Source organism: Pseudosporangium ferrugineum, assembly GCF_003002065.1.
Classification (GTDB): domain Bacteria; phylum Actinomycetota; class Actinomycetes; order Mycobacteriales; family Micromonosporaceae; genus Actinoplanes; species Actinoplanes ferrugineus_A.
Genome location: NZ_PVZG01000017.1, coordinates 85766 through 108717 on the forward strand (window position 1 = coordinate 85766; position 22952 = coordinate 108717).

At 73.4% G+C, this 22952-nt stretch carries 21 protein-coding genes; 13 read left to right on the forward strand and 8 right to left on the reverse strand.

The window, feature by feature from the left end:
• The first annotated feature begins 225 nt into the window (after positions 1–225).
• Complete coding sequence (locus CLV70_RS29810; RefSeq protein ID WP_106129943.1) at positions 226–2022, forward strand: serine/threonine-protein kinase; 1797 nt, start codon at positions 226–228, stop codon at positions 2020–2022.
• On the opposite strand, the gene CLV70_RS29815 is transcribed toward CLV70_RS29810, so the two are convergent.
• Both CLV70_RS29815 and CLV70_RS29820 read right to left on the reverse strand, forming a co-directional pair.
• On the reverse strand, positions 2019–2687 hold the full coding sequence (locus CLV70_RS29815) for a potassium channel family protein (protein ID WP_106129944.1): 669 nt from the start codon (positions 2685–2687) through the stop codon (positions 2019–2021). The genes CLV70_RS29810 and CLV70_RS29815 overlap by 4 nt on opposite strands.
• Complete coding sequence (locus CLV70_RS29820; protein WP_170148679.1) at positions 2680–3981, reverse strand: TrkH family potassium uptake protein; 1302 nt, start codon at positions 3979–3981, stop codon at positions 2680–2682. The genes CLV70_RS29815 and CLV70_RS29820 overlap by 8 nt, the downstream gene beginning before the upstream one ends.
• A gap of 147 nt (positions 3982–4128) precedes the next feature.
• Between CLV70_RS29820 and CLV70_RS29825 the strand changes: the two genes are divergently transcribed.
• Positions 4129–4998 carry an SDR family NAD(P)-dependent oxidoreductase gene (locus tag CLV70_RS29825; protein ID WP_106129945.1) on the forward strand — a complete coding sequence of 290 codons (870 nt, stop codon included), beginning with the start codon at positions 4129–4131 and terminating at the stop codon, positions 4996–4998.
• Between the two features lie 211 nt (positions 4999–5209).
• Here the strand turns inward: CLV70_RS29825 and CLV70_RS29835 are convergent, their stop codons facing one another.
• Positions 5210–5608, reverse strand: a complete 399-nt coding sequence (locus CLV70_RS29835) for a hypothetical protein (RefSeq protein ID WP_106129946.1) — start codon at positions 5606–5608, stop codon at positions 5210–5212.
• A 125-nt stretch (positions 5609–5733) separates the two neighbouring features.
• Between CLV70_RS29835 and CLV70_RS29840 the strand changes: the two genes are divergently transcribed.
• Positions 5734–7890, forward strand: a complete 2157-nt coding sequence (locus tag CLV70_RS29840; RefSeq protein ID WP_106129999.1) for a RecQ family ATP-dependent DNA helicase — start codon at positions 5734–5736, stop codon at positions 7888–7890.
• A gap of 194 nt (positions 7891–8084) precedes the next feature.
• Here CLV70_RS29840 and CLV70_RS29845 read toward each other — a convergent pair whose 3' ends face one another.
• Positions 8085–9092 (reverse strand): C40 family peptidase, encoded by a 1008-nt coding sequence (locus tag CLV70_RS29845; RefSeq protein ID WP_146164204.1) that lies wholly within the window; start codon positions 9090–9092, stop codon positions 8085–8087.
• 182 nt (positions 9093–9274) lie between these two features.
• Between CLV70_RS29845 and CLV70_RS29850 the strand changes: the two genes are divergently transcribed.
• The 3 genes from CLV70_RS29850 to CLV70_RS29860 are packed head-to-tail and all read left to right on the forward strand — an operon-like array spanning position 9275 to position 10930.
• On the forward strand, positions 9275–9577 hold the full coding sequence (locus tag CLV70_RS29850) for a metal-sensitive transcriptional regulator (protein WP_106129948.1): 303 nt from the start codon (positions 9275–9277) through the stop codon (positions 9575–9577).
• Between the two features lie 50 nt (positions 9578–9627).
• Positions 9628–9840, forward strand: a complete 213-nt coding sequence (locus tag CLV70_RS29855; protein WP_106129949.1) for a heavy-metal-associated domain-containing protein — start codon at positions 9628–9630, stop codon at positions 9838–9840.
• Positions 9833–10930 (forward strand): hypothetical protein, encoded by a 1098-nt coding sequence (locus tag CLV70_RS29860; protein ID WP_106129950.1) that lies wholly within the window; start codon positions 9833–9835, stop codon positions 10928–10930. The genes CLV70_RS29855 and CLV70_RS29860 overlap by 8 nt, the downstream gene beginning before the upstream one ends.
• 170 nt (positions 10931–11100) lie before the next feature.
• Here CLV70_RS29860 and CLV70_RS29865 read toward each other — a convergent pair whose 3' ends face one another.
• A complete protein-coding gene (locus CLV70_RS29865; RefSeq protein WP_106129951.1) occupies positions 11101–12234 on the reverse strand; it encodes a class I SAM-dependent methyltransferase in 1134 nt (377 codons plus the stop codon).
• Between the two features lie 84 nt (positions 12235–12318).
• On the opposite strand from CLV70_RS29865, the gene CLV70_RS41325 reads away from it, so the two are divergent.
• A complete protein-coding gene (locus CLV70_RS41325; RefSeq protein ID WP_245908541.1) occupies positions 12319–13218 on the forward strand; it encodes a biliverdin-producing heme oxygenase in 900 nt (299 codons plus the stop codon).
• The gene (locus CLV70_RS29880; protein WP_106130000.1) at positions 13215–13508 is read left to right on the forward strand and encodes a DUF2470 domain-containing protein; all 294 of its coding nucleotides are present in this window, start codon (positions 13215–13217) and stop codon (positions 13506–13508) included. Before CLV70_RS41325 ends, CLV70_RS29880 begins: the two co-directional genes overlap by 4 nt.
• A gap of 44 nt (positions 13509–13552) precedes the next feature.
• Here the strand turns inward: CLV70_RS29880 and CLV70_RS29885 are convergent, their stop codons facing one another.
• The 3 genes from CLV70_RS29885 to CLV70_RS29895 all read right to left on the reverse strand — a co-directional run bounded on the left by CLV70_RS29885 (position 13553) and on the right by CLV70_RS29895 (position 16683).
• Entirely contained in the window at positions 13553–15418 is a 1866-nt protein-coding gene (locus CLV70_RS29885) for a DEAD/DEAH box helicase (protein WP_106129952.1), read from the reverse strand.
• A 339-nt stretch (positions 15419–15757) separates the two neighbouring features.
• Positions 15758–15982, reverse strand: a complete 225-nt coding sequence (locus CLV70_RS29890; RefSeq protein WP_106129953.1) for a DUF3107 domain-containing protein — start codon at positions 15980–15982, stop codon at positions 15758–15760.
• A 38-nt stretch (positions 15983–16020) separates the two neighbouring features.
• Positions 16021–16683 carry a TetR/AcrR family transcriptional regulator gene (locus tag CLV70_RS29895; RefSeq protein ID WP_106129954.1) on the reverse strand — a complete coding sequence of 221 codons (663 nt, stop codon included), beginning with the start codon at positions 16681–16683 and terminating at the stop codon, positions 16021–16023.
• A 234-nt stretch (positions 16684–16917) separates the two neighbouring features.
• Between CLV70_RS29895 and CLV70_RS29900 the strand changes: the two genes are divergently transcribed.
• The 5 genes from CLV70_RS29900 (at position 16918) to moeZ (ending at position 22814) form a co-directional block, all read left to right on the forward strand.
• Positions 16918–18810 carry a Daple gene (locus tag CLV70_RS29900; protein WP_245908542.1) on the forward strand — a complete coding sequence of 631 codons (1893 nt, stop codon included), beginning with the start codon at positions 16918–16920 and terminating at the stop codon, positions 18808–18810.
• Positions 18810–19769, forward strand: coding sequence for an alpha/beta fold hydrolase (locus tag CLV70_RS29905; RefSeq protein WP_106129955.1), 960 nt, complete (start codon positions 18810–18812; stop codon positions 19767–19769). The genes CLV70_RS29900 and CLV70_RS29905 overlap by 1 nt, the downstream gene beginning before the upstream one ends.
• A 30-nt stretch (positions 19770–19799) precedes the next feature.
• A complete protein-coding gene (locus CLV70_RS29910) occupies positions 19800–20660 on the forward strand; it encodes a DUF3152 domain-containing protein (protein ID WP_106129956.1) in 861 nt (286 codons plus the stop codon).
• A 62-nt stretch (positions 20661–20722) separates the two neighbouring features.
• Complete coding sequence (locus CLV70_RS29915) at positions 20723–21520, forward strand: DUF3152 domain-containing protein (protein WP_106129957.1); 798 nt, start codon at positions 20723–20725, stop codon at positions 21518–21520.
• A 112-nt stretch (positions 21521–21632) separates the two neighbouring features.
• A complete protein-coding gene (gene moeZ / locus CLV70_RS29920) occupies positions 21633–22814 on the forward strand; it encodes an adenylyltransferase/sulfurtransferase MoeZ (protein ID WP_106130002.1) in 1182 nt (393 codons plus the stop codon).
• Positions 22815–22952: the final 138 nt, after the last annotated feature.

The following is a 22952-nucleotide window of genomic DNA, read 5'->3' on the forward strand; positions in this document are numbered from 1 at the left end:
GGCCGTCGTCCGGTCGTCGGCTGGCCGTCAGCCTCGGTGGGGCTGGCCGTCGGCCGGCGTCCGGCTGACCGTCGGCCTTGGTGCGGCCGGCTGCGGGCCTTGGTGCGGCTGGCCGTCGGCTGAATCCGGTTGCCTGCGGCGGAACTCGGACAAAGGGCGCGTACCTCCGAAGCGATTTTGGCCGACGCGCCCTGACCGGGCGTTCCCTCGGGCAACAATCGGCACATGGGGTGGCTGGCGACCGGGAGGCAGGGCGGCCACGTCGGCGGCCGGTACCGGCTGATCGAGCGGCTCGGCACCGGCGGCATGTCGGTCGTCTGGCGCGGTCACGACGAGGTCCTCGGGCGTCCGGTCGCGGTCAAGGTGCTGTCCCCCCAACTCGCCGCCGACTCCGCGTTCCGCCGCCGGCTGCGGCAAGAGGCGCTGGCCGCGGCCCGGCTGTGCCACCCGCACATCACCGGCGTCTTCGACTTCGGCGAATCGCCGATGGGGGAGCGCGTCTCCGTCCCGTACGTGGTCATGGAGCTCAACGACGGCGAACCGGTGTCCGACCGCCTGCGCCGCGAGGGTCCCTTCCCGTGGCGCGGCGCGGTGACGGTGGTCGCGGAAGTGGCGTCGGCCCTGGCCACAGCGCACGCCCGCGGCATCGTCCACCGCGACGTCACGCCGGCCAACGTCATGCTCACCGGCGCGGGCGCCAAGGTCGTCGACTTCGGCATCTCGGCGCTGACCGGGCAGCGGGACGCCGCCCCGGACGGCAGCCTGCTGGGTACGCCCGCCTACCTGGCCCCGGAGCGCCTCAACGGTGGCCCGGTCGCGCCCGCCGCCGACGTGTACGCCCTCGGCCTGCTCCTCTACCGCCTGCTCACCGGCCGGTTGCCGTGGCCCGCCGCGACCACCACCGAGGCGTTACGGGCGCATCTGTACTCGGAGCCTTCGCCCGTACCGGAACTGCCCGGCATGCCGGCGGAGGTCGCCGAGCTGTGCCTGCGCTGCCTGGCCAAGCAGCCGGAACACCGGCCGGACGCCGCGGAGGTCGCCACCCGGCTCGCCGCCCTCGTCGGCCTCCAGCCGATCATCCCGCCGGTGGCTTCCGGCGAGCAACCGGCGCCGGCCGGCTTCCGCTCTCCCCGTCCGGGCTCTCTTCCCGTGCGCCCCACCCTGGACTTGCGGGCCGCCGGCCTGGGCTCCCGGGCCGCCGGTTCGGGCTTGCGGGCTGCCGGCCTGGGTTTGCGGCCTGGCCCGGGTCTGGGGGCCGGCTTGGGGCTGCGGCCCGGCTTGGGGTTGCGGGCCGGTTCGCGGGTTGCACGGGGTCTGCGGGTGGGCGGGCCGGTGCCGCTCGGCGGTGGCCTGTTCCGCGGCGGGTTCCTGGCCCGCGACCTGCTCAGCGGCGGCCGGCTCGGCCAGGCGGTGCTCGCCGCCCGGCACCGGGTGCACGCCGCGGTGGCGACGCTGGTGCTGGTCGCGGCCGTCGGCCTGGGCTGGTCCTCGACCCGCGAGCCGGTCGATGTGGGCACCGCGCAGGCCGCGGCGGCGGGCGCCGGGCCCGGGTCGGTGGTGCCGCACGGTACGGGTTGCAAGGTCCGCTACCGGATCCAGCGCGACACGGGTACGGACTTCGGCGCCCAGCTCACCGTGGTCAACACCGGCGTCCACGTGCTGTCGGGATGGCGGCTGGTGTTCGCGTTCACCGGCGGTCAGCGGCTCACGGAGGCCCCGAAGCGGCTCTCCCAGCGGGGCCGCAAGCTGGTGCTGCGCCCGCGGACGGGCGTGGACCTGCGACCGGGCCGTTCGGTCAGCGTGACCCTCAGCGGCAGCTACCGGGTCAGCAACCCGCTGCCGCTGTCGTTCACCCTCAACGGCCACCAGTGCCAGGCCGAGGTGCTGGGCGCGGTGGTCGTCCCGCCCACGCCCCTCCCGTCCGTCCCGTCCGCTCCCGCCCGGAAGAAGGAACGGGCCAAGCCCGCCCCGCAGCCGTCCCCGGAGAAGACCAAGGGCGGCGGGTTCTCCGTCGCCATCTAGGTCGTGGTCGCCGCGAACTGCTCCACCTTATACGTGTTGCCGGCCACGATCAGGATGCCGCCGCTCGGCACGACCGTTTCGGGCCGCGCGTACGTGAAATCCTCGCCGGGCAGCTTGATGCCCACGACCGTGACCCCCCACTTGCTGCGCAGCCCGATGTCGGCGAGCGTCCGGCCGGTCGCCTCGCGGGGGGCCCGCACCTTCGCGATGGCGAACCCGTCATCGAACTCGATGTAGTCCAGCATCCGGCCGGTGATCAGGTGCGCGACCCGCTCGCCCATCTCCGCCTCGGGGAAGATCACGTGCCGGGCGCCGACCCGGGACAGGATCTGCCCGTGCTTGACGCTGGTGGCCTTCGCCCAGATCTCCCGTACGCCCACCTCGGCGAGCGTGAGCACGGTCAGCACGCTGGTCTCCAGGTTCGTGCCGATGCCGACCACGGCCCGCGAGAAGTCCTGCACCCCGAGCTGGCGCAGGGCGTCGGTGTCGGTGGCGTCCGCCTCGACCACGTGGGTGAGCCGGTCCGACCACTCCTGCACGAGCCGCGCGTCGACATCGATGCCGAGCACCTCGTGACCGAGATTGACCAGCGACTCGGCGACGGCGCCGCCGAACCGGCCCAGCCCCACCACCACGACGTTGTCGGTTGTTTCGTTGTCACCCAACGATGGGCCTCTCTTCCGGATAGCGGTACAGCCGGCGCCGCGTGTTCAGCGCGATGGCGGTGCCGACCGCGATCGTGCCGACCCGGCCGACGTACATGAGGACGACGAGCACCACCTGCGCGGGCTGCGGCAGGCCGGGCGTGATCCCGGTGCTCAGCCCCACGGTGGCGAAGGCGGACGTGACCTCGAACAGCGCGCGGTCGAACGGCACGTTCTCGGTGAACAGGATCAGTGCGAGCGTTCCGGCCGCCACCAGGGCAACCCCCAGCAGCGCCACGGTGATCGCCTGCCGCTGGGTCTCCTCCGCGATCCGCCGCTTGCGGATCACCACGTCCGGCTCGCCCCGGATCTCCGCCCAGATCACGAAGGCGAGCAGTAGGAACGTAGTAACCTTGATGCCGCCGGCGGTGCTGGCGCTGCCCCCGCCGATGAACATCATCCCGTTGGTGACGGCGATGGTCTCGGTGTTCATGGCGCCGAGATCGATGCTGTTGAAGCCGCCGGAGCGAGTCATCACGTCCTGGGTGAAGGCGGCCAGGATCTTGGCGGAGGTGCCGAGCGGGCCCAGCGTGCCCGGATTGCTCCACTCGAAGGTGAGGAAGACCAGAAACCCGCTGAGGCTGAGCAGAACGGTTCCCCACACGGTCAGGCGGGTGTGGGTGGACCACAATCCGGGGGTACGCCACTCGCGCGCCAGCTCGAACAGCACGGGGAACCCGATCGACCCCCCGAGCACCCCGAGCGCCAGCGGCACGCAGATCCACCAGTCCCCGACGAACCGCACGAGGCTGTCCGGATACAGCGCGAACCCCGCGTTGTTGAACGCCTGCACGGCATGGAAGACGGCCTCCCACACGGCCCGCCCGAACGGATAGTCGTACGCCAGCCAGAACCGCAACGTGAGCACCACACTGATGACGGCCTCGGACGCGAACATCACCAGCGCGACCCGGATGAGCACCCCGCCGACGTTGCCGCCGAACAGCCCGGCACTCTCCGCCTGCGCCAGCAGCCGGCTCCGCAACCCCAGCCGCCGCGACACCAGCAGGCTCAGCAGCGTGGCCAGCGTCATGATCCCGAAGCCGCCGATCTGCGACAGCACGGTCAACAGCACCAGCCCGAACCCCGACCAGTACGAAGGCGTGTCGACCACCGACAACCCGGTGACACACACGGCGCTCGTGGCGGTGAACAGCGCGGTCACGAACGGCGCATGCCCCGGCTCGGCCCGCGCGGCGGGCAGCATCATGAGCGCCGTGCCGACGGCGATCGCCCCGAGAAACGCCAGGGGCACGATCCGCGCCGGATAGCGCCACGGCGAGCGAGCACGCACCCCAGTACCTCCCGATCTCGTGTATCACCCGCCCGGCTCTTTACCCGGCGGCCGTGCTGCCTGATACAACCAGGCGCCGCTCAATCCGCGTGATCTAGAGTCGGCGGCATGTCGAGGCTTGCGGTGGTCACTGGTGGCGGTACCGGAATCGGCCGGGCGACGGCGGGCATGCTGGCGGGCGAAGGCTACGACGTCATCATCGTCGGCCGCCGCCCCGACGTGCTCGCCGAGGCGGTCAAATGGATCGGCCCCCAGGCCACGGCGGTAACGGCGGACTGCGCCGACCCCGCCCAACTGCCCACGCTGGTCGAGGCCGTCGCCGGCCGCCCCGTCGACGTCCTGGTCAACAACGCCGGCGCGTTCATCTCCCCATCCCCGGCCGCGTCCTCTTCTCCAGCCGCGCCCTCTTCCCCGGCCGCGCCCTCTTCCCCGGGCGTGGCTCCTTCTCCGGGTGCGGCTGCCTCTTCGGGTGCGGTTGCTTCTCCGGGCGCGGCTGCTTCTCCGGGCGCGGCCGATGGCGGCGCGGATCTGGCGGAGCTGGCCGCTCGCTGGCGTGCCACCTTCGACTCCAATGTCACCACGGCCGTACTGACGACCGAGGCCCTGCGCCCCTTCCTCCGCCGCCCCGGCGGGCGGGTGATCCTGACCAGCTCGATCGCCGCCCAGCGCGGCGGTGGCGGCCCCTACTCCGCCGCGAAGGCGGCCCTGCACGGCTGGATGTTCGACCTGGCCACCCAGCTCGGCCCGGAGGGGATCACGGCCAACGTGATCGCCCCCGGCTATGTCACGGACAGCGAGTTCTTCACGGGCCGGATGACCGAGGAGGGCCACCGCCACCGGGTCGAGGCCACCCTGGTGAAACGCGCCGGGCTGCCCGACGACATCGCGGAGGCCGTGCGCTGGCTGGCCGGCCCGGGCGGCACCTTCGTGACAGGCCAGATCATCAACGTCAACGGCGGCTCTGTCCTCGGCCGCTGACGCCCTTCGGCCGCTAGCCGCTCCTGGCCGCTCCCGGCCACTCTCGGCCGCTGCCGCTGCCGCTGCCGCTGCCGCTGCCGCTGCCGCTGCCGCTGGCGCCGTCGGCCGCTGGCGCCGTCGGCCGCTGCCGGCCGCTGCCGCTCTCGGCCGCTGCCGTTCCCTCCCGATCCCTGCCCTGTCGCTCCCTGCCGCTGCCGCTCCCGGCCCGGCCTCAGCCGCCTCCTCCGGTGAAGCGGCCCTCGCCGGGTTTGTTGGGGCGGAAGCGGAGCGCCGACCATCGCTCGTCGATCGCCACCTGGCCGCACGGGCGCATGTCGAAGTCGGCCACGATCGGCCACAGGCTGTCGCGGTTGATGTCCGACTTGTTGCTCTTGGGGTAGGCGACCCACACGGCGGCCGGCTGCTTCAGATCCTCCCCGTGCTCCGCCAGCAGCGAGCGGGCGCTTGCCGCGTCGTCGGCGAAGACCACTGCCGCGCTCGCCGTCCTCGGGCCGTCCACCTCCCGCACGCCCTCCGGCATGGGCGTGAGCAGCGGGAGGTTGGCCGGATGGGAGAGCCACACCGTGGAGTGCGGCTTGATCAGGAGCTTCTCCGCGATCGTCTTCGTCATGCCTCCACGCTGCCACCGACGCGGGAAGCTCGGCGAGAAAATCGCGAGGCCTGTGGATAACTCGCGTCCTGTGGACAACCCGCATCCTGTCGGACCGGGCTGGTAGACATGCGGTCGTGGTGGAGATGACGCAAGAGGCAGTCAGCGAGGCGGAGCGGGCCGCCGTCCGGGAGTGCGCCGAGGAGGTTCTGCGGCGCCTGGCCGGCGAGCATGCCGTGCTGCGCGAGGACCAGTGGCGCGCGATCGAGGCGCTGGTGGTCGACCGGCGGCGGGTGCTGTGCGTGCAGCGTACGGGATGGGGTAAATCGGCCGTTTACTTCGTCGCCACCGCGCTTCTCCGGGACGGTGCCGCCGCCGAGCCGGGCGAGCCGCCCGCCGGCCCGACCGTGATCGTTTCGCCGCTGCTCGCGCTCATGCGCAACCAGGTCGAGGCCGCGGCGCGAGCGGGCATCCGGGCGCGGACCATCAACTCGGCCAACCTCGACGAGTGGGGCGAGATCACCGCGGAGATCCGCGCGGGCGCCGTCGACGTGTTGCTGATCAGCCCCGAACGGCTCAACAATCCCGACTTCCGCGACAACGTGCTGCCCGGGCTGGCGGCGGGCACCGGCCTGCTGGTCGTCGACGAGGCGCATTGCGTCTCCGACTGGGGGCACGACTTCCGCCCCGACTACCGGCGGCTGCGGACGTTCCTGGCAGGGCTTCCTTCCCGTACGCCGGTGCTCGCGACCACCGCGACGGCCAACGCCCGGGTGACCGCCGACGTCGCCGACCAGTTGGGCGACGCGCTGGTCCTGCGCGGCACCCTCGACCGCGACTCGCTGCGCCTGGCGGTGCTGGAGCTGCCGCACGCCGCCCACCGGCTGGCGTGGCTCGCCGACCATCTCGACCGGCTCCCGGGCTCGGGCATCGTCTACACGCTGACCGTCGCCGCGGCCACCGAGACGGCCGAGTTCCTGCGGTCGCGCGGGTTCGCCGTCGCGTCGTACACGGGCCAGGTCGAGGACGCCGACCGCCGCGCCGCCGAGCAGGACCTGCTCGACAACAAGATCAAGGCGCTGGTGGCGACGTCGGCCCTCGGCATGGGCTTCGACAAGCCCGACCTCGGCTTCGTCGTGCACCTGGGCGCACCGCCGTCCCCGATCGCGTATTACCAGCAGGTCGGCCGGGCGGGCCGGGCCGTGGAACACGCCGAGGTGGTGCTGCTCCCCGGGCAGGAGGACACCGCGATCTGGCGCTACTTCGCGTCGCTGGCCTTCCCGCCGGAGGAGCAGGTCCGCGCGGTGCTGGCCGCGCTGTCACCGGACCGGCCGCTGTCCACCCAGGCCCTCGAGCCGATCGTCGACCTGCGGCGCGCCCGCCTCGAGCTCATGCTCAAGGTGCTCGACGTCGACGGCGCGGTCCGGCGCACGCGCGGGGGCTGGACAGCGACCGGCGAGCCCTGGACCTACGACACCGCCCGCCTGCGCCGCGTCGCCGAGGCGAGAAACGCCGAGCAACAAACCATGCTCGAGTACGCCCGAACGACCGTGTGCCGCATGGAGTTCCTCCGCAGGTGCCTCGACGACCCCGAAGCGACGCCGTGCGGGCGCTGCGACACCTGCACCGCGCCGCAGTTCGACGCCAAGGTCTCCCCGGGATCGCTGGCCGCCGCGAACGCGTTCCTCGGCCGCGCCGGCGTCGACATCGCCCCCAAGAAGCTCTGGCCGACCGGCATGGCCACCGTGGGCGTCGGCCTCAAGGGCAAGATCCCGCCGGCCGAGCAGATCCTCCCCGGCCGCGCCGTGGGCCGCCTCTCCGATCAGGGCTGGGGCAGCAAGCTGCGCGCGCTCGTCGGCCCCGAGGCTCCGGACGGACCCGTCCCTGCCGACCTGGCGGCTGCCGTGGTCGAGGTGCTGAAGGGCTGGGCACACGGCGACGACGCCTGGCCCCAGCGCCCGGCGGCGGTCGTGGCGGTGAGCTCGCATCGCCACCCGGAACTCGTCGCCGGCCTGGCCGGCCACATCGCGACGGTGGGCCGGCTCCCGATGCTGGGAACGCTGTCGTCAACCCACCGCGGCGACGGCGGACCGCGAGGCAACAGCGCGCAGCGGGTGCTCGCCCTGCACGACGCCTTCTCGGTGCCGCCGGAGATGGCGGAGGCGCTCGCGGGCCTGAGCGGGCCGGTGCTGCTGGTGGACGACCTGGTCGAATCGGGCTGGACGATGGTGCTGGCGGGCCGGGAGCTGAGACGAGCGGGCGCGGCGGGAGTGTTGCCCCTGGCATTGGCAGTGGCGGGCTGACGGGGCCGAGCCCGCCCGCCCGGGCGCGCTCTTCGCCGGCGTGGCCGGGGCCGCCCGCCCCGGCCCGCTCGTCGCCGGCGGGGCGGCGGTCTGTGGAGGACAGTGCCCTGCACGGAAGGCCTGCGCGGCGCAAGCCCTGGCCTGCGCGGCGCAAGCCCTGGCCCGCGCGGCAGGGGCCCTGGCGGGTTGGGCGGTCAGGTTGGTCGGCTGTAGCCGGTGATGGGTTGGGAGTCGATGCTTGATACTCGGACGTTTTCGCCGAATTCCGGGGCGTGGATCATTCGGCCGCCGCCTATGTAGAGGCCGACGTGGCTGATGGGGCCGTAGAAGAAGACCAGGTCGCCGGGGCGGAGGTCGGATCTGTCGAGGTGGGCCGTCGCGGCGTACTGGCGGGCTGCGTTGTGCGGTAGGCCGACGCCGGCGGTGCGCCAGGCTGCCAGGGTCAGGCCCGAGCAGTCGTACGAGCGGGGGCCCTCGGCGCCCCAGCGGTAGGGCTTGCCGAGCTGGCGGAATGCGAACGCCACCGCGCGGCCGGCAGGGCCGGGGATGTAGTCGGGGGCCGGGATGTTGCCGGGGTCGGTGTAACGGGAGCCTCCGCCGTACGCGATCGCTCGCATCCGTTTGAGGGTGGTGATCTCGCCCTTGACGGTGGCCTTGCGGGTGTTGAGCTGGAGCTGCTGGCGGCGTTGCTGGGCGGCGAGGGCGTTGAGCAGGCGCCGGGTCTCGTTGACCTTGGTCTTCGCGGCCTGCAGCGCCTCGGTGGCGTGTTCCTCCTCGGAGGCGAGCTGGTGCAGGACAAGGAGGCGGTCGACGAACTCGTGCGGTGCGTCGGAGGCGAAGAGGGCGACGGTGGGGCCGGTGCGGGTGCGCTGGTACGTGTTCGACATGAGGCCGTCCACGAGGGCCTGGCGCTGGGCGAGGTCGCGGGTCAGCGGGCCGAGCCGTTCGTTGAGCCGGGCGGTCTGGAGGCGGGTGGTGCGGAGGTCCTCGCGGGAGTTGTTGTACTGCTCGACCACTACCTCGAGGCGGCGGGAGGCGGCGGCGATGTGCTTGTCCAGGTCGGCCGCGGGGGACGCCAGCGTGGCGGAAAGGGTGCCGAGCGACTCCGTGGGGGAGGCGGGGGCTGCGGTGGGGAGGCCCGTGAGCAGCAGCGCCGAGATCAGCGCGACAATGGCGGCCCGGGCGGTCACGGTAGACGACACAGTGCCTTCAACGAGGCAAAACTCGCAAAGGCGACGCTTCCGGGCGGTGCAAGATCAGTGGTCGTGGGTGAATCCGGATCGGGGCCGTCGCCCGCTCGGACTGGCGCTGTCCGGCCGAGTCGCCGCCGCCGGCTGCGGCACCCGTGGCTCCCCGGGATACGGGTGGGGGGTATACTGGTTCCATGAGCGCCGACCACGAACACGCCGGGCCGCACGGCTACTCCGGGGACAAGGCCGCCCTGCTCGGCCGGTTGCGGCGGATCGAGGGGCAGATCCGCGGCCTGCAACGGATGGTCGACGAGGACACGTACTGCATCGATGTCCTCACCCAGATCTCCGCCGCGAAGAGTGCCCTGCATGCGGTGGCCGTGGGGTTGCTCGAAGACCATCTCGCGCATTGCGTCGTCGATGCGGCCCGTGCCGGAGACCCGACCGCCAAGGTCAAAGAGGCGTCCGACGCCATCGCGCGCCTCGTACGTTCCTGAGTCCGTCAGCGCCGGCAGAGGTCCGGAGCACCGCCGAAAGGAAGCCAGCCATGGCCGTCACCGCCACCTACACCGTCACCGGCATGACCTGCGGGCACTGCGTCCAGGCCGTGACCGGCGAGCTCAAGGGGCTGCCCGGCGTCGACGACGTCCAGGTGGACCTCCCGACCGGCGCCGTCACCGTCACCAGCGCGGAGCCGCTCGGCGATGACGCGGTGCGGGCCGCCGTGGACGAGGCCGGTTACGAGCTCGCCGATGCCTGACCTGCTCGAGGACGCGCCCCCGGCCGAGGCCGCCGCCGAACGGGGGACGGCGTTCAGGCTGGCCGCGTTCGGGGCCGTCGTCGTGGTCGTGCTCTTCGCCGGGTACGGGATCGGCCGCCTCAACAACTCGGTCGACCGGGCGCGGACCCCGGCCGCCAACCCGCCCGCCACCGCGGCGGACGGGCACGCCCACGGTGCCGCCGCGCCGCCCGGCGACGCGGGTGCCGCGCCGCCCGACGCGGGTGCCGCGCCGCCCGACGCGGGTGCCGCGCCGCCCGGCGTAGGGGCCGCGCAGGCCGCGCCACACGATGACTCGGGTGCCGCGCCGCATGTGCACAACGCCGACGGGACCGTGACGCAGGTCGCCGGCTCCGGGGCGGCGGCCCAGGCCGTGGGCGGGCTCGCGGTGACCGCCGGCAACCTCACGCTTCAGCCCGTGACCAGCTCGTTCACGGCCGGGCGGGCGCAACCGCTGAAGTTCCGGATCACCGCTGCCGGCGGCGCTCCGGTCACCACGTACGCGATCGTGCACGACAAGCCGCTGCATCTCATCGTCGTGCGGCGCGACCTCACCGGCTTCCAGCATCTGCACCCGGCCATGGCCCCGGACGGCACCTGGGGCATCGACCTCACGCTGGCCCAGCCCGGCAGCTACCGGGCCATCGCCGACTTCACCGCCGTCGTCGGCGGCCAGCAGACCCCCGCCACGCTGGGCGTCGACCTCACGGTCGCCGGCAACTACACCCCGGTCGGGCTCCCCGCGCCGGTCCCGCAGGCGACCACGGACGGCTTCGGCGTTCAGTACGCGGGTACGCCGCAAACGGGCACCACCCAGCCGATCCTCATGACGGTACGCGGCCCCGACGGCAAACCGGCGGCGCTGGAGCCGTACCTCGGCGCGTACGGACATCTGGTCGTGCTCCGCGAGGGCGACGTCGGCTATGTCCACGTGCACCCGGAAGCGCAGCCGGTCGACGGCGCGGTGAAGTTCTGGCTGGCGGCGCCGGGACCGGGCCGCTACCGGATGTTCTTCGACTTCCAGGTGGCGGGCAAGGTCCACACCGCCGCCTTCACCACCATCGTGAAGTAGCCGCCCGCCCGCCGGTCCGCCCGCCCGTTGGTCCGCCCGCCCGTTGGTCCGCCCGCCCGCTGGTCCGCCCGCCGGTCCGCCGGTCCCCCCGGCAGCCGGTCCCGCCCGCGGGTCCGGCTGCCTGCCGGTCCCGGTCCACCTGGTCCGGGCCCGGCGGTCCTGGCCGGCTGCTATGTGAGGAGTTTCTCCAGTGCGGGCGTCACCCCCCACTGGCCGGTCAGGGTTTCGTAGTCGCGGCGCTGGGCGTCTGTCGGGGCCGCGCCCGTGCGGCGTGCGCGCAGGAGCAGGTTGCGGGGGGTGTGCTGGGAGTCCACGAACTCGACCACGTCCACCTTGTACCCGTTCATCCGCAGCAGCGACGAGCGCAGGGAGTCCGTCAGGACGTCCGCGAAGCGCTCGCGGAGGATCGCATTGCGGGTGATCTCCGCGTACGGCTCGGGGGCGGGGTGGCCCTTGAGCTGCGCCGCGATGTCGTGGTGGCAGCAGGGCGCCGCGAGGACCCACCGGGCGTTCCAGCGTACGGCGCGCGCGAGGGCCTGATCCGTTGCCGTGTCGCAGGCGTGCAGGGCCAGGACCAGGTCCGGTGCCTCGTCGACGACCGCGTCCTCGATGGTGCCCGCCACGAAGCGGACGTTGTCGGCGCAGCCCAATTGCTCGGCGACCGCGGAATTCCGTACGCGCTGATCCTCGCGGACGTCGACCCCCACGAGCCGGACCGTCGCGCCGCGGTCGGTCAGATAGCGGTACGCCGCGAACGTCAGGTAGGCGTTTCCGCAGCCCAGGTCGACGACCCGCAGCGGGGACGGCAGCTCCTCGGGCAGCGTCGCGGCCAGCGCCCGGAGGAACGCGTCCACCTGGCGGCGCTTGGCGGCGTTGCCCCCGATGACGCCGAACAGCGGGTCGCCCGGGTCGAGCAGCCACTGCTTCGCCCGGTCGTGCCCCTCGGCGGCGGGGGCGTCCGGCGCGCCCGCCCGGTGCACCTGCGCCTCACCCTTCTTCGTGACCCGGACCTGCACCGTCGCCGTGGCGGTCTCGACGTGCCAGTTGCCGAAAGGCTCCGCGAGCAGGGCATCGACCGCCGCCGCGGCCTCGTCGCCGGAAAGATTCCTCGTGTACGGCCGGGAGCCGTCGTCCGTGACGATCTGGAGCTTCCGCCCCGTCTTCAGGGTGACCGGGCGCAGCTCGGCGCGGGTGATGGTGAGCTCGGCGCCGCGGCGTCGGCCGGCCGCGACCGCACGGGTCAGGCCGGCGCCGAGCACCAGATCGCGCACCTCGGCCAGGGCGGTGTCCAGGGGTTGGGGCATCCGTCCATTCTGCCTCGGCGCCACCGGAGATCCCCGATCCGGCCGATCTTTGTTAGGCTGCCCTAACTTACTGGAGGAGCTGCGATGACGTTGGCCGACCCGCCCGCGGGACTCTCCGCCAGGCTGCGTACGGGCACCCGGTCCGAGCACGACCGCGCCCAGGGCAGCGGGTTCCTCGACCGGCTCGCCGCCGGCACCCTGCCCCGGGCGGCGTACGCGGACCTGGCAGCCCAGCACTGGTTCATCTACGAGACCCTCGAGCGCGCGGCGGCGGCGATGGCGGACCACCCGGTGGCGGGCGCGTTCGTCTTCCCGGAGCTCACCCGCCTGCCCGCCCTCACCGAGGACCTGACCGTCCTGGCCGGCCGAGCCCCACGCCCCAGCGACGCCGACGGCTCGCCGGCGGCCGGCCGAGCCTTACGCCCCGCCAGTGACGACGGCTTGTCGGCGGCCGGCGGAGCCTCACACCCGGCCCGTGACGACGGTTTGCCGGGGGCCGGCCCGGCCGGACGCCCGGACCGTGACGACGGCTTGGTGTGGGACGGCCGAGCCTCGCGCCCCGGCGACGACGACGGCTTGGCGGGGGACGGCGGGCAGCCCGGAGACCTGGGGTTGCCCGGGGATGGTGCGGAGCTTGTGCCGCTCGCCGCGACCCGTGAGTACCGGGCCCGGCTGCACGCGGTCGCCTTCGACAAGCCGTGGGCGTTCATCGCGCACCACTACACCCGTTACCTCGGCGACCTGTCCGGTGGGCAGTATCTCGGGCCGGCCATCGCGCGGGCGTACGGGCTCGACGGCGCCGGGCATCGGTTCTTCGTTTTCGACGGGGTGTCGCCGGCCGAGTTCCGGCGGCGGTATCGCGAGTTGCTCGACGCCGCGGAGCTGTCGGCGGAGGATGCGGAGTTGCTGCTCGCCGAGGTGGTGGAGGCGTACCGGCTCAATATCGCCGTGCTGGCCGAACTGAAGGAGCGGTGGGCGTCATGATCTTCACGCCGGACGTGGTGGCGCAGATCGCCCGCCACATGAACGACGACCACGCCGAGGACAACGTGCTGATCGTGCGGGGGCTGGGCGGCGTCGGCGCGGCGAGTGCGGCGCGGATGTCGGGGCTGGACGCCGATGGGATGGAGTTCGAGGCCACGGTCGACGGCATCGCGGTGCCGGTACGGATACCGTTCCCGGAGCGGCTCACCGAGCGGCGGCAGGTGCGGGGTGAGGCCGTCCGCATGTACCGGGAGGCGTGCACCGCGCTGGGTGTCGAGCCCCGCCACTGAGACGGGAAAAAGGGCGTCCCACCGGGACGCCCCTTTTCGTCAGGTCACTCCTGAGCGTCGCCGCTCTCGGCGGCCGGCGCGTCCGAGTCGCCGGTTCCACGCCCGCCCCGACGGCGCCGCCGCCGAGGCCGGTCGCCCTCGTCGCCCGCCGCGTCCCCGGAAACGGCCGGCCCAGCGGAATCAGCCGACCCAGCGGAGGCGGCAGCCGCCCCGGAAACCGCCGGCTCGGCCGGAGCGGCAGCCGCCCCGGAAGCGGTCGGCTCCACCGGCCCCGACTCGGCCGCACCCGCGGCGCGGGACCGCGAGCGGGACCGCGACCGCGTGCGCGTGGCACCGGCCGAGACACCCGGCCCGGTCGACTCGGGCGAGGTGGCCGCGCCGGTCTCTTCCCCGATGTCAGTGGCGGGTGCTGCGTCCGTACCGGAAAGGGTTTCTCCGGCGCGGCGCCGGCGACGTTGCCGGCGGGGGCGGTCGGAGGTCTCGTCCGTGGGTGCCGGGGTGGTCTCCGCCGGACGGTCGTCGCGGTCGCGGTCGCGGGACCGGCCCCGGGCGCGCGGGCGGGTGGACTCGCGGCTGCCGCGACGGCGCCCGCCCAGGTCCTCCTCGATCTCGGCCGACAGGCCGGCCCGGTTGCGGTCCGCCGTGGGGAGCGTGCCGGACACCTCCGCCGGGATGTCGAGGTCGGAGTAGAGGGCCGTCGACGTGTGGTAGGTCTCCGGCGGCTGCGGCATGCCCAGGCCCATCGACTTGTCGATGAGCACCCAGCGGGGCATGTCCTCCCAGTCCACGAAGGTCACGGCCACGCCCGTCGCGCCCGCGCGGCCGGTGCGGCCGATGCGGTGCGTGTAGGTGTCCGGGTCCTCCGGGCAGTCGTAGTTGATCACGTGCGTGACGCCGGAGACGTCGAGGCCGCGGGCGGCGACGTCGGTGGCGACCAGGACATCGATCTTGCCCGTACGGAAGGCGCGCAGGGCCCGTTCGCGGGCGCCCTGGCCGAGGTCACCGTGGACGGCCGCGACCGCGAAGCCGCGGAAGTCGAGGTCCTCGGCGACCCGGTCGGCCGCTCGCTTGGTGCGGGTGAAGATCATGGTGAGGCCGCGCTCGCGGGCCTGCAGGATGCGCGCCACCATCTCGAGCTTGTTGAGCGGGTGGGTGCGGTAGACCACCTGCTTGGTCAGCGGCGACGGGCCGCTGTCGGCGGTGTGGCCGGCGTGGATGGTCACCGGGTGGTGCAGGAAGCGGCGCGACAGCGCGACGATCGGGTCCGGCATGGTCGCCGAGAAGAGCATGGTCTGGCGCTCGTCGGGGAGCATGGCCAGGATCTTCTCGACGTCCTCGAGGAAGCCGAGGTCGAGCATGCGGTCGGCCTCGTCCAGCACCAGCGCCTTGATCGAGCCGAGCTTGAGCTGCTTCTGCTTGGACAGGTCGAGGAGGCGGCCGGGGGTGCCGACCAGGATCTCGACGCCCTTCTTGAGCGCCTCGACCTGCGGCTCGTACGCGACGCCGCCGTAGATGGGCAGCACCCGCACGCCGCGGGTGGCGCCGGCGGCGGCGAGGTCGCGGGCCACCTGGAGGCCCAGCTCGCGGGTCGGCACGACGATCAGGGCCTGCGGCTTGCCGTCGGCGCCCTCCGACGGCGCGGTGACCCGCTCCAGGATGGGCAGGCCGAAGCCGAGGGTCTTGCCGGTGCCGGTGGGGGCCTGGCCGATGAGGTCGGTGCCGCGCAGGGCGATGGGGAGGGCGTACTCCTGGATCGCGAAGGCCCGGGTGATGCCGGCCGCCGCCAGCGCCTCGACCGTCTCGGCACGCACGCCGAGCTCGGCGAAGGTGGGACTGTCGACGCGGACGGGGGCGCGGGTGAGAGCCGGTACCAGGGCGGGTTCTGTGTCGGTCTGCGGAATGTCGGTCATGGAGTTCTACGGGTGCCTCTCGTGGTGCGCCCGTCGAAGTCCTGGGCGCGGTCTGGGTAGAGCGCGGGCCACACGCGAGAGAAGCTCGCGGGCCGCACGCGCGTCGCCGCGGCGATACCAGCCGGCCTGCCGTCCGAACCGGCCGGGCACGACCGGCCGAGGAGAAAAGCCGAGTCGAACAGGCCGGATGGAGCAGGCTGAACGGATCGACGTGGCGGCGACGGACGCAAGTCTACCCGACGGAGAGATTTCGCACCTCAGGCCGAAGGTGACGGTCCCGTGAAGGTGCGTCAGGGGGCCCGGTGGGCCCCCTGAACACGGTGGTGAGCGATCCTGCGACTAGCGGGTGGTGAAGCCGAACGGCCGGTTGGAGCTCTCGGCGATCTCCACGTAGGCCACCTTGGCGATCGGGACGATCACCTTGCGGCCCTTCTCGTCGGTCAGGGTGAGGACGCTGTCCTTGGCCATCGCCTCGGTCACGAGCTCCTCGACCTCGGCCGGCGTCTGCGCGCTCTCCAGCACCAGCTCGCGCGAGGCGTACTGCACGCCGATCTTGACCTCCACGGGGGTCCCTCCCTCTCAGATGTCTTCCGACCTGAAGGCTAGCCGATTTCCGCAGGCGTTCCCGGCGTTGACTCACCCTGCAACGGGAAGCTCGCGATCCCCCGCCAGATCAGGGCCGCGACCAGGGTTTCCGCCTCGTCCTTGGGGGTCTGGCGGCCGTTCGCCAGCCAGAACTGGGCGGCCTGGCCGGCCGCGCCGACCAGGCCCGAGGCGACCAGTTCGGCGTTGGCCTGGCTCAGCCCGGTGTCCGAGACCACCGTGTCGGTCACCGCGGCGATGCAGCCCTGCTCGACGCGTTCGACCCGCTCGCGCACCTGCGGGTCGTTGCGCAGGTCCGACTCGAAGACCAGCCGGAAGGCCTCGCTCTCGTGGTCCATGAAGTCGAAATACGCGCGTACGGCACCACGGACGCGCTCCTTGTTGTCGGGAGTCGCCAGCATCGCGCCGCGCACCTTGGCGATTATCGCGTCGCAGTGAGTGTCCAGCAGTGCCAGATAGAGCTCGAGCTTGCCCGGGAAGTGCTGGTAGAGCACGGGCTTGGACACGCCGGCCCGTTCCGCGATCTCGTCCATGGCGGCGGCGTGGTACCCCTGCGCCACGAAGATCTGCTGCGCGGCAGCAAGCAGTTGCTTACGGCGCGCGGAGCGCGGCAGGCGCGTGGGGCGCCCCGCCGTCTGTGCCCCGCCGGACGCAGCGGTCATGTCAAGAACCTCCGAGCTCGTTCCACCGCGCGCAGCTACGCGGATTGCCCGGTTCATCGCCTGTCGCGTTCCGGGCGGGCAAATGTCGCGACGCTGCAACTTATCGCCACTGCCACCACACGGTAGCCTCAGCAGGGGGCAAGCGAGGAGCGCGTGGTGGACGAAACAGGGCAATCCGGTGACGCCGGTACCGCGGACGGCGGTACCGGGGGCGAGTCGCGTGACCGCACCCTGTTGAACGGGTGGGCGGCCCGGGACAGCCCCTGGTCGAACGCCGGTGCGGCGCTGGATTCCGACGAGGAGGTCCCGGCCTGGCGACGGCCCGCGACCGAGGTCCGGCCCTTCACCCAGCGGCCCCTTCCGACTGACCCCCCGTCGGGTGACATCCGGCCGTTCGCCGAGCCGCCGCCTCCGCCGTCGTTCACGCCGGCCCGCCCGTCGTCCGCGCCGCCGGCCGACGACCCGCCGCCGCGGCTCGAGAACGCCGCCTCGCCGCGCTGGTCCGACAGCCGGGCGCGCTACCAGGACCTGCTCTCCCACCTGTCGCCGAACGGCACCGAGCCCCGGCAGGCACCGCAGCCCCGGCCGAACCCGCAGGCCCCGGAGCCGGCGGAGCGACCCGACCCGTTGTCCCCGGAGATGCTGCGCCCGAACGGTCACCAGACCAGCGGGCTGCCGGCCAGCGCTCCGCCGTACCCGTACGAGGGCGATCTCGACGACGTCCGCCAGCAGCGGGCGCAGCTCCCGGTCGAGCGGCCCTTCCCGGCCGTGCGCCCGGCCACGCCCGGCGGCCGGCGCGCCGACTGGTCCAGCACCCCCGACTGGTCCACCCCGGAGGCGGCCCGGCACGCGCTCGACCCGCCGACGCCCGCGGAGGGCCTGCCGCGGGTGGGCGGGGAGAACGCCGATGCGGGCCGGTCCGGTGAGCAGACCGTCGCCCGGCCGTCGTACGATCCGGCGAGCTTCCCGCGCCGGTTGCCCTACGAGCACCCCGAACCGGCGTCACCAGCCCGGCCGCCCGGCGACCCCGGCGACGTGGGGGAGCAGCCCTTCTCCGCGTTGCCCCAGCGCGTGCCGGCCCAGCCGGACGTGCCCACCGTCCCGGAGCCGCCGTCCGTGGAGCCCTCGGCCGAGACCCCCGCGCTGGCCCGCATCGCGACGCACCTGCGTCGCGACGACGTGCTGTCGTCGCAGGAGCGCCAGGAGGGTTTCGACGTCACCGCGATCCTCGAGGCGGTCCGCGAGGTCGAGGGGGTCCGCGACGCCGCGCTGCGGACCACCCAGGCCGGCGCGCACAGCCTGCGGCTCGACCTCGCCGAGGGGGCCGACCCGGCCGAGGTGAGCCGTCAGGTCGCCCGGCTGCTCCAGGACCGGATGGGGCTGGACGCCGCCATGCAGGGCGCCAGCCCGTTCGGCGGCCCGGCGCCCGCGCCCCCGGCTCCCGCGCCACGCTCGGCCCCGCCGGCCCCGGCCCCCCGCTCGGCCCCGCCGGCCGGCCGGGCCACCCTGCCGGGCCCGTCCCGCATCCGGTCGGTGCCACCGGCGCCCGCGCAGGCCTCGGCGCCGCCCGTGCCCTCGTCGGCGCCGCCCGCGCCCTTCGTGCCCGCCCAGCCCAACCCCGCCGGCCGGCCGCTGCCCGCGCTGCCCGGCACGGTCGAGCAGGTGCCGACCGGGTACGACGCCGCGCCGCCGCGCCCGCTCCTCGACCCGGGCGAGCGTCCCGGCCCGCGCGTGATGATCGAGAACGTGCAGGTCAACACGTTCGGCAGCGAGGCGACCGTCGGCGTGCGCCTGACCGTCGGCGGGGAGACCGCCGCCGGCGAGGCCACCGGCCCGGCGATAGACGGCTACCTGCTGCGGCTGTGCGCCATGGCGACCGCCAGCGCCGTCGACGAGCTGCTGACCCGCTCCGACCACGCCGACGGGCCGGCCAAGTGCTTCGTCGAGCACGCGGCGGCCGTACCGTTCGGATCGATGCAGGTGGCGGTGGTCGTCGTGCTGCTCGCCACGGACGGCTGGGTGGAGCAGCTGGCCGGGTCGGCCGTGGTCACGGGTGACGACCGGCACGCCATGGTGCGGGCCACACTCGCGGCCGTCAACCGGCGGCTCGAGGCACTCTTGTCCTGATGAAGGGCGCGAAACTCGCGGCGGACGAGGTCCTGCCGCCGGACGGATCCGTGCCGCCGCCGTGGCCAGCCCGCCGGGTCACGATCGGCGGCGCGATGCTGCAGGTCCGCGACACCCCGGCGACCGCGCCCGGCGCGGAGCCGGCGGTCTACGTGCACGGCCTCGGCGGCTCGTCGCAGAACTTCACCGACCTGGCCGGCCTGCTCGCCGACCGCTTCGACGGCCAGGCCGTGGACCTGCCCGGGTTCGGCTACAGCGACCCGAGCCCGCGGTACTCCATCGCCGCGTTCGCCGACCGGCTCATCGGCTACCTCGACCACGCCGGCCGCGGCCCGGTCCACCTGGTCGGCAACTCGCTGGGCGGCTCGATCTCCGTGCGCGTCGCCGCGCTGCGCCCCGACCTGATCCGGACGCTCACCCTGGTCAGCCCGGCCATGCCGTTTCTGGACCCGCGGCGTACGGCGCAGGGACCCGTGCTGCCCCTGCTCGCCCTGCCCCGGGCGCACCGCATCCTGGCGTGGGGGATGGCCCGGCTGACCGTCGAGGAGATGGCCGAGCAGGTGATGCTGGCCTGCTTCGGCGACACGGCGAAGGTCAGCCCGCAGCGCCGGGCGGAGGCGATGGAGGAGATCAAGCTCCGCTACACGGTCGCCCACTATCCGCAGGCCTACCTTGGCACGCTGCGCGGACTGGTGTCGAGCTTCCTGCGGGCGTACCTGCCGGGCGACAACTCGCAGTGGCGGCTGGCCGCCCGGATCAGCGCGCCGACCCTGGTCATCGGCGGCCTGAAGGACACGCTGGTCGACCCGCGGGTGCCCGCCCAGGTGGCGAAGGTGATCCCGGACAGCCGGCTGCTGATCCTTCCCGGCGTCGGTCATGTGGCCCAGATGGAGGTGCCGCGGCTGGTCGCGCGGGCCGTCGTCGGCATGCTGGAGGACGTCAACTCTCCGGTGGGTTGAGGACCCCGCGGTGTGGGACGCTGACGAGCAATGATCGATTTCCGTACGCCCTCGGCCGGTCTGTCCGGAGATGATCAGCGCCGCCTGTGGCTCGCCGCGCCGATAGCGGTGCTCCTGCTGCTGGCCGGCGGCATGTTCCTGCCCACGGTGTGGTCGTCGGCACGGGCCTTCCCGGCCCCCTCGTCCTCGCCGTCCGGTCCGGTCCCGCCGTCCGTCTCCGCCGGATCCGCGGCGGAGGGGCCCGTCGCGCCGCCGTCCGCGCCCGTCCCGGTCGTCCGGGACCGGTTGTCGCTGCCGGGCAGGGTGCCGTCCCGGGGCTCGGGCCGTTTCGACTATGCGCCCGGGCGGAGCAAAATCCTGGGTACGGCCGGAGCCGTCCGCCGCTTCCGGGTGGCCGTCGAGCGCGGGAGCGGCGAATCCCCGGCCGCCTTCGCCGCCGACGTGGAGGCCGTCCTCGGCGACCGGCGCGGCTGGATCGGCAGCGGGCGGCTGCGGCTCCAGCGCGTCGCCGGGCCCGAGGCCGCCGCCTTCACCGTGTATCTGGCCACCCGGGACACCGCCGGGCGGATGTGCGCGGACGGGGGCGTCGCCATCGCCGTGGGCGGGCGGCCGTACACGTCCTGCCGCACCGCCGGGCGGGCTGTCATCAACCTGGACCGCTGGCGGTTGTCGGCCCGGCCGTACGTCGCGGCGAGGGTGCCCCTCACCGTCTACCGCCAGTACGTGGTGAACCACGAGGTGGGCCACGAGCTGGGCCGCCACCACGAGGGCTGCCCCCGGCGCGGCGGTCCGGCGCCGGTCATGGTCCAGCAGACGCTGACGCTGCGCGGATGCGTGCCGTACGCGTGGCCGTACCGCGGCGGGCGGCTGTGGCAGGGTCCCCCGGTCTGACCTCCGCCGCCTCCGGGAAACGCCTGTGACCTGCGGCTACCTCTGGCACGCTGGCTGGTGTCATGAAGGCCGCGAAGACCCCGCTCGTCGTCGAGGGACAGGTCACCGCCGTGGCGACCCTGCCCCGGGCGGGCCGGCGGTTGTCCCGGCGGCGCCGCGCCAGCGTTCTTCTCGCCCTGCTGCTGACCCTTCTCGCCATCGTGGCCGGCCAGCTCATCCGCAGGTCCGGTGCGGTCGCGCCGGAGACCGCCGGGCCGGCTGTCCGCGCTGCTCAGCCCGTACCCGGGAAGTCGGTGGTTTCTGCCCCCCGCCGCGGGTTCGCGTTCGCCGCCGGCCGCGGGCCGGTGCTCGGCAGCGCCGGCACGGTACGGCGGTTCGAGGTGGCCGTGCAGCGGGGGAGTGGCGACAGCGCGGCCTTCGCCGCCGAGGTCGACCGGATCCTGGGCGACCCGAGGAGCTGGATCGCCGGCCGCACGTTCCGGTTGCAGCGCGTGCCGCGCGCCGAGAAGGCCGAGTTCACCGTCTATCTGGCGGCGGCCGCGACCTCCGCGACGATGTGCGCGGACGGCGGGCTGGACACCGAGGGGTTCAGCTCGTGCCGGCTGCCCGGCAAGGTGATCATCAACGCGGACCGGTGGGACGCCGCCGTGCCGGGCTACGACGCGCCGCTGCCGGCCTATCGGGCGTACGTGATCAACCACGAGGTGGGCCACCAGCTCGGGCACCGGCACGAGACCTGTCCCGGTAAGGGGCGCCGGGCACCCGTCATGATGCAGCAGACCTTCGGCCTCGACGGCTGCGTCGCGAACGCGTGGCCCTACGTCCGGGGCCGGCGCTACGCGGGCAACCCCGCGGCCTGACGAGGAATTCCCGCGTCCCGCATGCCGGGCCGGTGTCCCACGTCATGCCCATTCCGGCAATCCACGAGCAACAATGGTGGGCGCACCTTACCGTCAACCCGGGGAGTTCACCGTGTCACTGCCCCCGCTCGTCGAACCGGCCGCGGAGCTGTCCGTCGATGAGATCCGCCGCTACTCGCGTCACCTGATCATCCCCGACGTGGGGATGGACGGGCAGAAGCGGCTCAAGAACAGCAAGGTGCTCGTCGTCGGCGCGGGCGGCCTCGGCTCGCCGGCGCTGCTCTACCTGGCCGCGGCGGGCGTCGGCACCCTCGGGATCGTGGACTTCGACACCGTCGACGAGTCGAACCTGCAACGCCAGGTCATCCACGGGGTCTCCGACGTGGGCCGCCCGAAGGCCGAGTCGGCCGCGGCGAGCATCCGCGAGATCAACCCGCTGGTGAACTTGGTCATCCACAACACCGCGCTCGACCGCGACAACGTCAAGGAGATCTTCGCCCAGTACGACCTGATCGTCGACGGCACCGACAACTTCGCGACCCGCTACATGGTCAACGACGCCGCGGTGCTGCTCGGCAAGCCGTACGTGTGGGGCTCGATCTACCGCTTCGACGGCCAGGCCTCGGTCTTCTGGGAGGAGCACGGTCCCTGCTACCGCTGCCTCTACCCGGAGCCCCCGCCGCCCGGCATGGTCCCGTCCTGCGCCGAGGGCGGCGTCCTCGGCGTGCTCTGCGCGTCGATCGGTTCCATCCAGGTCAACGAGGCGATCAAGCTGCTCACCGGCATCGGCGAGCCGCTGGTCGGCAAGCTGATGGTCTACGACGCCCTGGAGATGGAATACCGCAAGATCAAGGTCCGCAAGGACCCGCAGTGCGCGCTCTGCGGCGAGAACCCGACGGTCACCGACCTGCTCGAGGACTACGAGGACTTCTGCGGCGCCGTCTCCACCGAGGCGCAGGAGGCCACGCTCAACGCGACGATCACCGCCCGCGAGCTCAAGGACTGGCAGGATTCCGGCAAGGACGTGTTCCTGGTCGACGTCCGCGAGCCGGCGGAGTACGAGATCGTCTCGATCCCGGGCGCGACGCTGATCCCCAAGGGCGAGATCCTCTCCGGCGAGGCGCTGTCCCGCTTCCCGCAGGACCGGCAGATCGTCCTGCACTGCAAGTCCGGGGTGCGCTCGGCGGAGGCGCTCGCCGCGCTGAAGGCCGCCGGCTTCAAGGACGCGGTGCACGTCCAGGGCGGCATCGTGTCCTGGGTCAACACGGTCGACCCGTCCCTGCCTTCGTACTGAACTTTTTTCCACGTGGCGGGGCCGGCAGCGCCCGCCGCTGGTCGACGGCCCGGCGCCGTCGGGCTCGATGCCAGGTGGAAAAAGGTTCACTGAGTTCGTCTTGCGCGGCCGCTCGCCCGATGGAGGGGTGAGCGGCCG

Coding starts and splice junctions, on each gene's coding strand:
- CLV70_RS29810 (WP_106129943.1), top strand. CDS start 226: ATGGGGTGGCTGGCGACCGGGAGGCAGGGCGGCCACGTCGGCGGCCGG.
- CLV70_RS29825 (WP_106129945.1), top strand. CDS start 4,129: ATGTCGAGGCTTGCGGTGGTCACTGGTGGCGGTACCGGAATCGGCCGG.
- CLV70_RS29835 (WP_106129946.1), bottom strand. CDS start 5,608: ATGACGAAGACGATCGCGGAGAAGCTCCTGATCAAGCCGCACTCCACG.
- CLV70_RS29840 (WP_106129999.1), top strand. CDS start 5,734: ATGACGCAAGAGGCAGTCAGCGAGGCGGAGCGGGCCGCCGTCCGGGAG.
- CLV70_RS29850 (WP_106129948.1), top strand. CDS start 9,275: ATGAGCGCCGACCACGAACACGCCGGGCCGCACGGCTACTCCGGGGAC.
- CLV70_RS29855 (WP_106129949.1), top strand. CDS start 9,628: ATGGCCGTCACCGCCACCTACACCGTCACCGGCATGACCTGCGGGCAC.
- CLV70_RS29860 (WP_106129950.1), top strand. CDS start 9,833: ATGCCTGACCTGCTCGAGGACGCGCCCCCGGCCGAGGCCGCCGCCGAA.
- CLV70_RS29865 (WP_106129951.1), bottom strand. CDS start 12,234: ATGCCCCAACCCCTGGACACCGCCCTGGCCGAGGTGCGCGATCTGGTG.
- CLV70_RS41325 (WP_245908541.1), top strand. CDS start 12,319: ATGACGTTGGCCGACCCGCCCGCGGGACTCTCCGCCAGGCTGCGTACG.
- CLV70_RS29880 (WP_106130000.1), top strand. CDS start 13,215: ATGATCTTCACGCCGGACGTGGTGGCGCAGATCGCCCGCCACATGAAC.
- CLV70_RS29885 (WP_106129952.1), bottom strand. CDS start 15,418: ATGACCGACATTCCGCAGACCGACACAGAACCCGCCCTGGTACCGGCT.
- CLV70_RS29895 (WP_106129954.1), bottom strand. CDS start 16,683: ATGACCGCTGCGTCCGGCGGGGCACAGACGGCGGGGCGCCCCACGCGC.
- CLV70_RS29905 (WP_106129955.1), top strand. CDS start 18,810: ATGAAGGGCGCGAAACTCGCGGCGGACGAGGTCCTGCCGCCGGACGGA.
- CLV70_RS29910 (WP_106129956.1), top strand. CDS start 19,800: ATGATCGATTTCCGTACGCCCTCGGCCGGTCTGTCCGGAGATGATCAG.
- CLV70_RS29915 (WP_106129957.1), top strand. CDS start 20,723: ATGAAGGCCGCGAAGACCCCGCTCGTCGTCGAGGGACAGGTCACCGCC.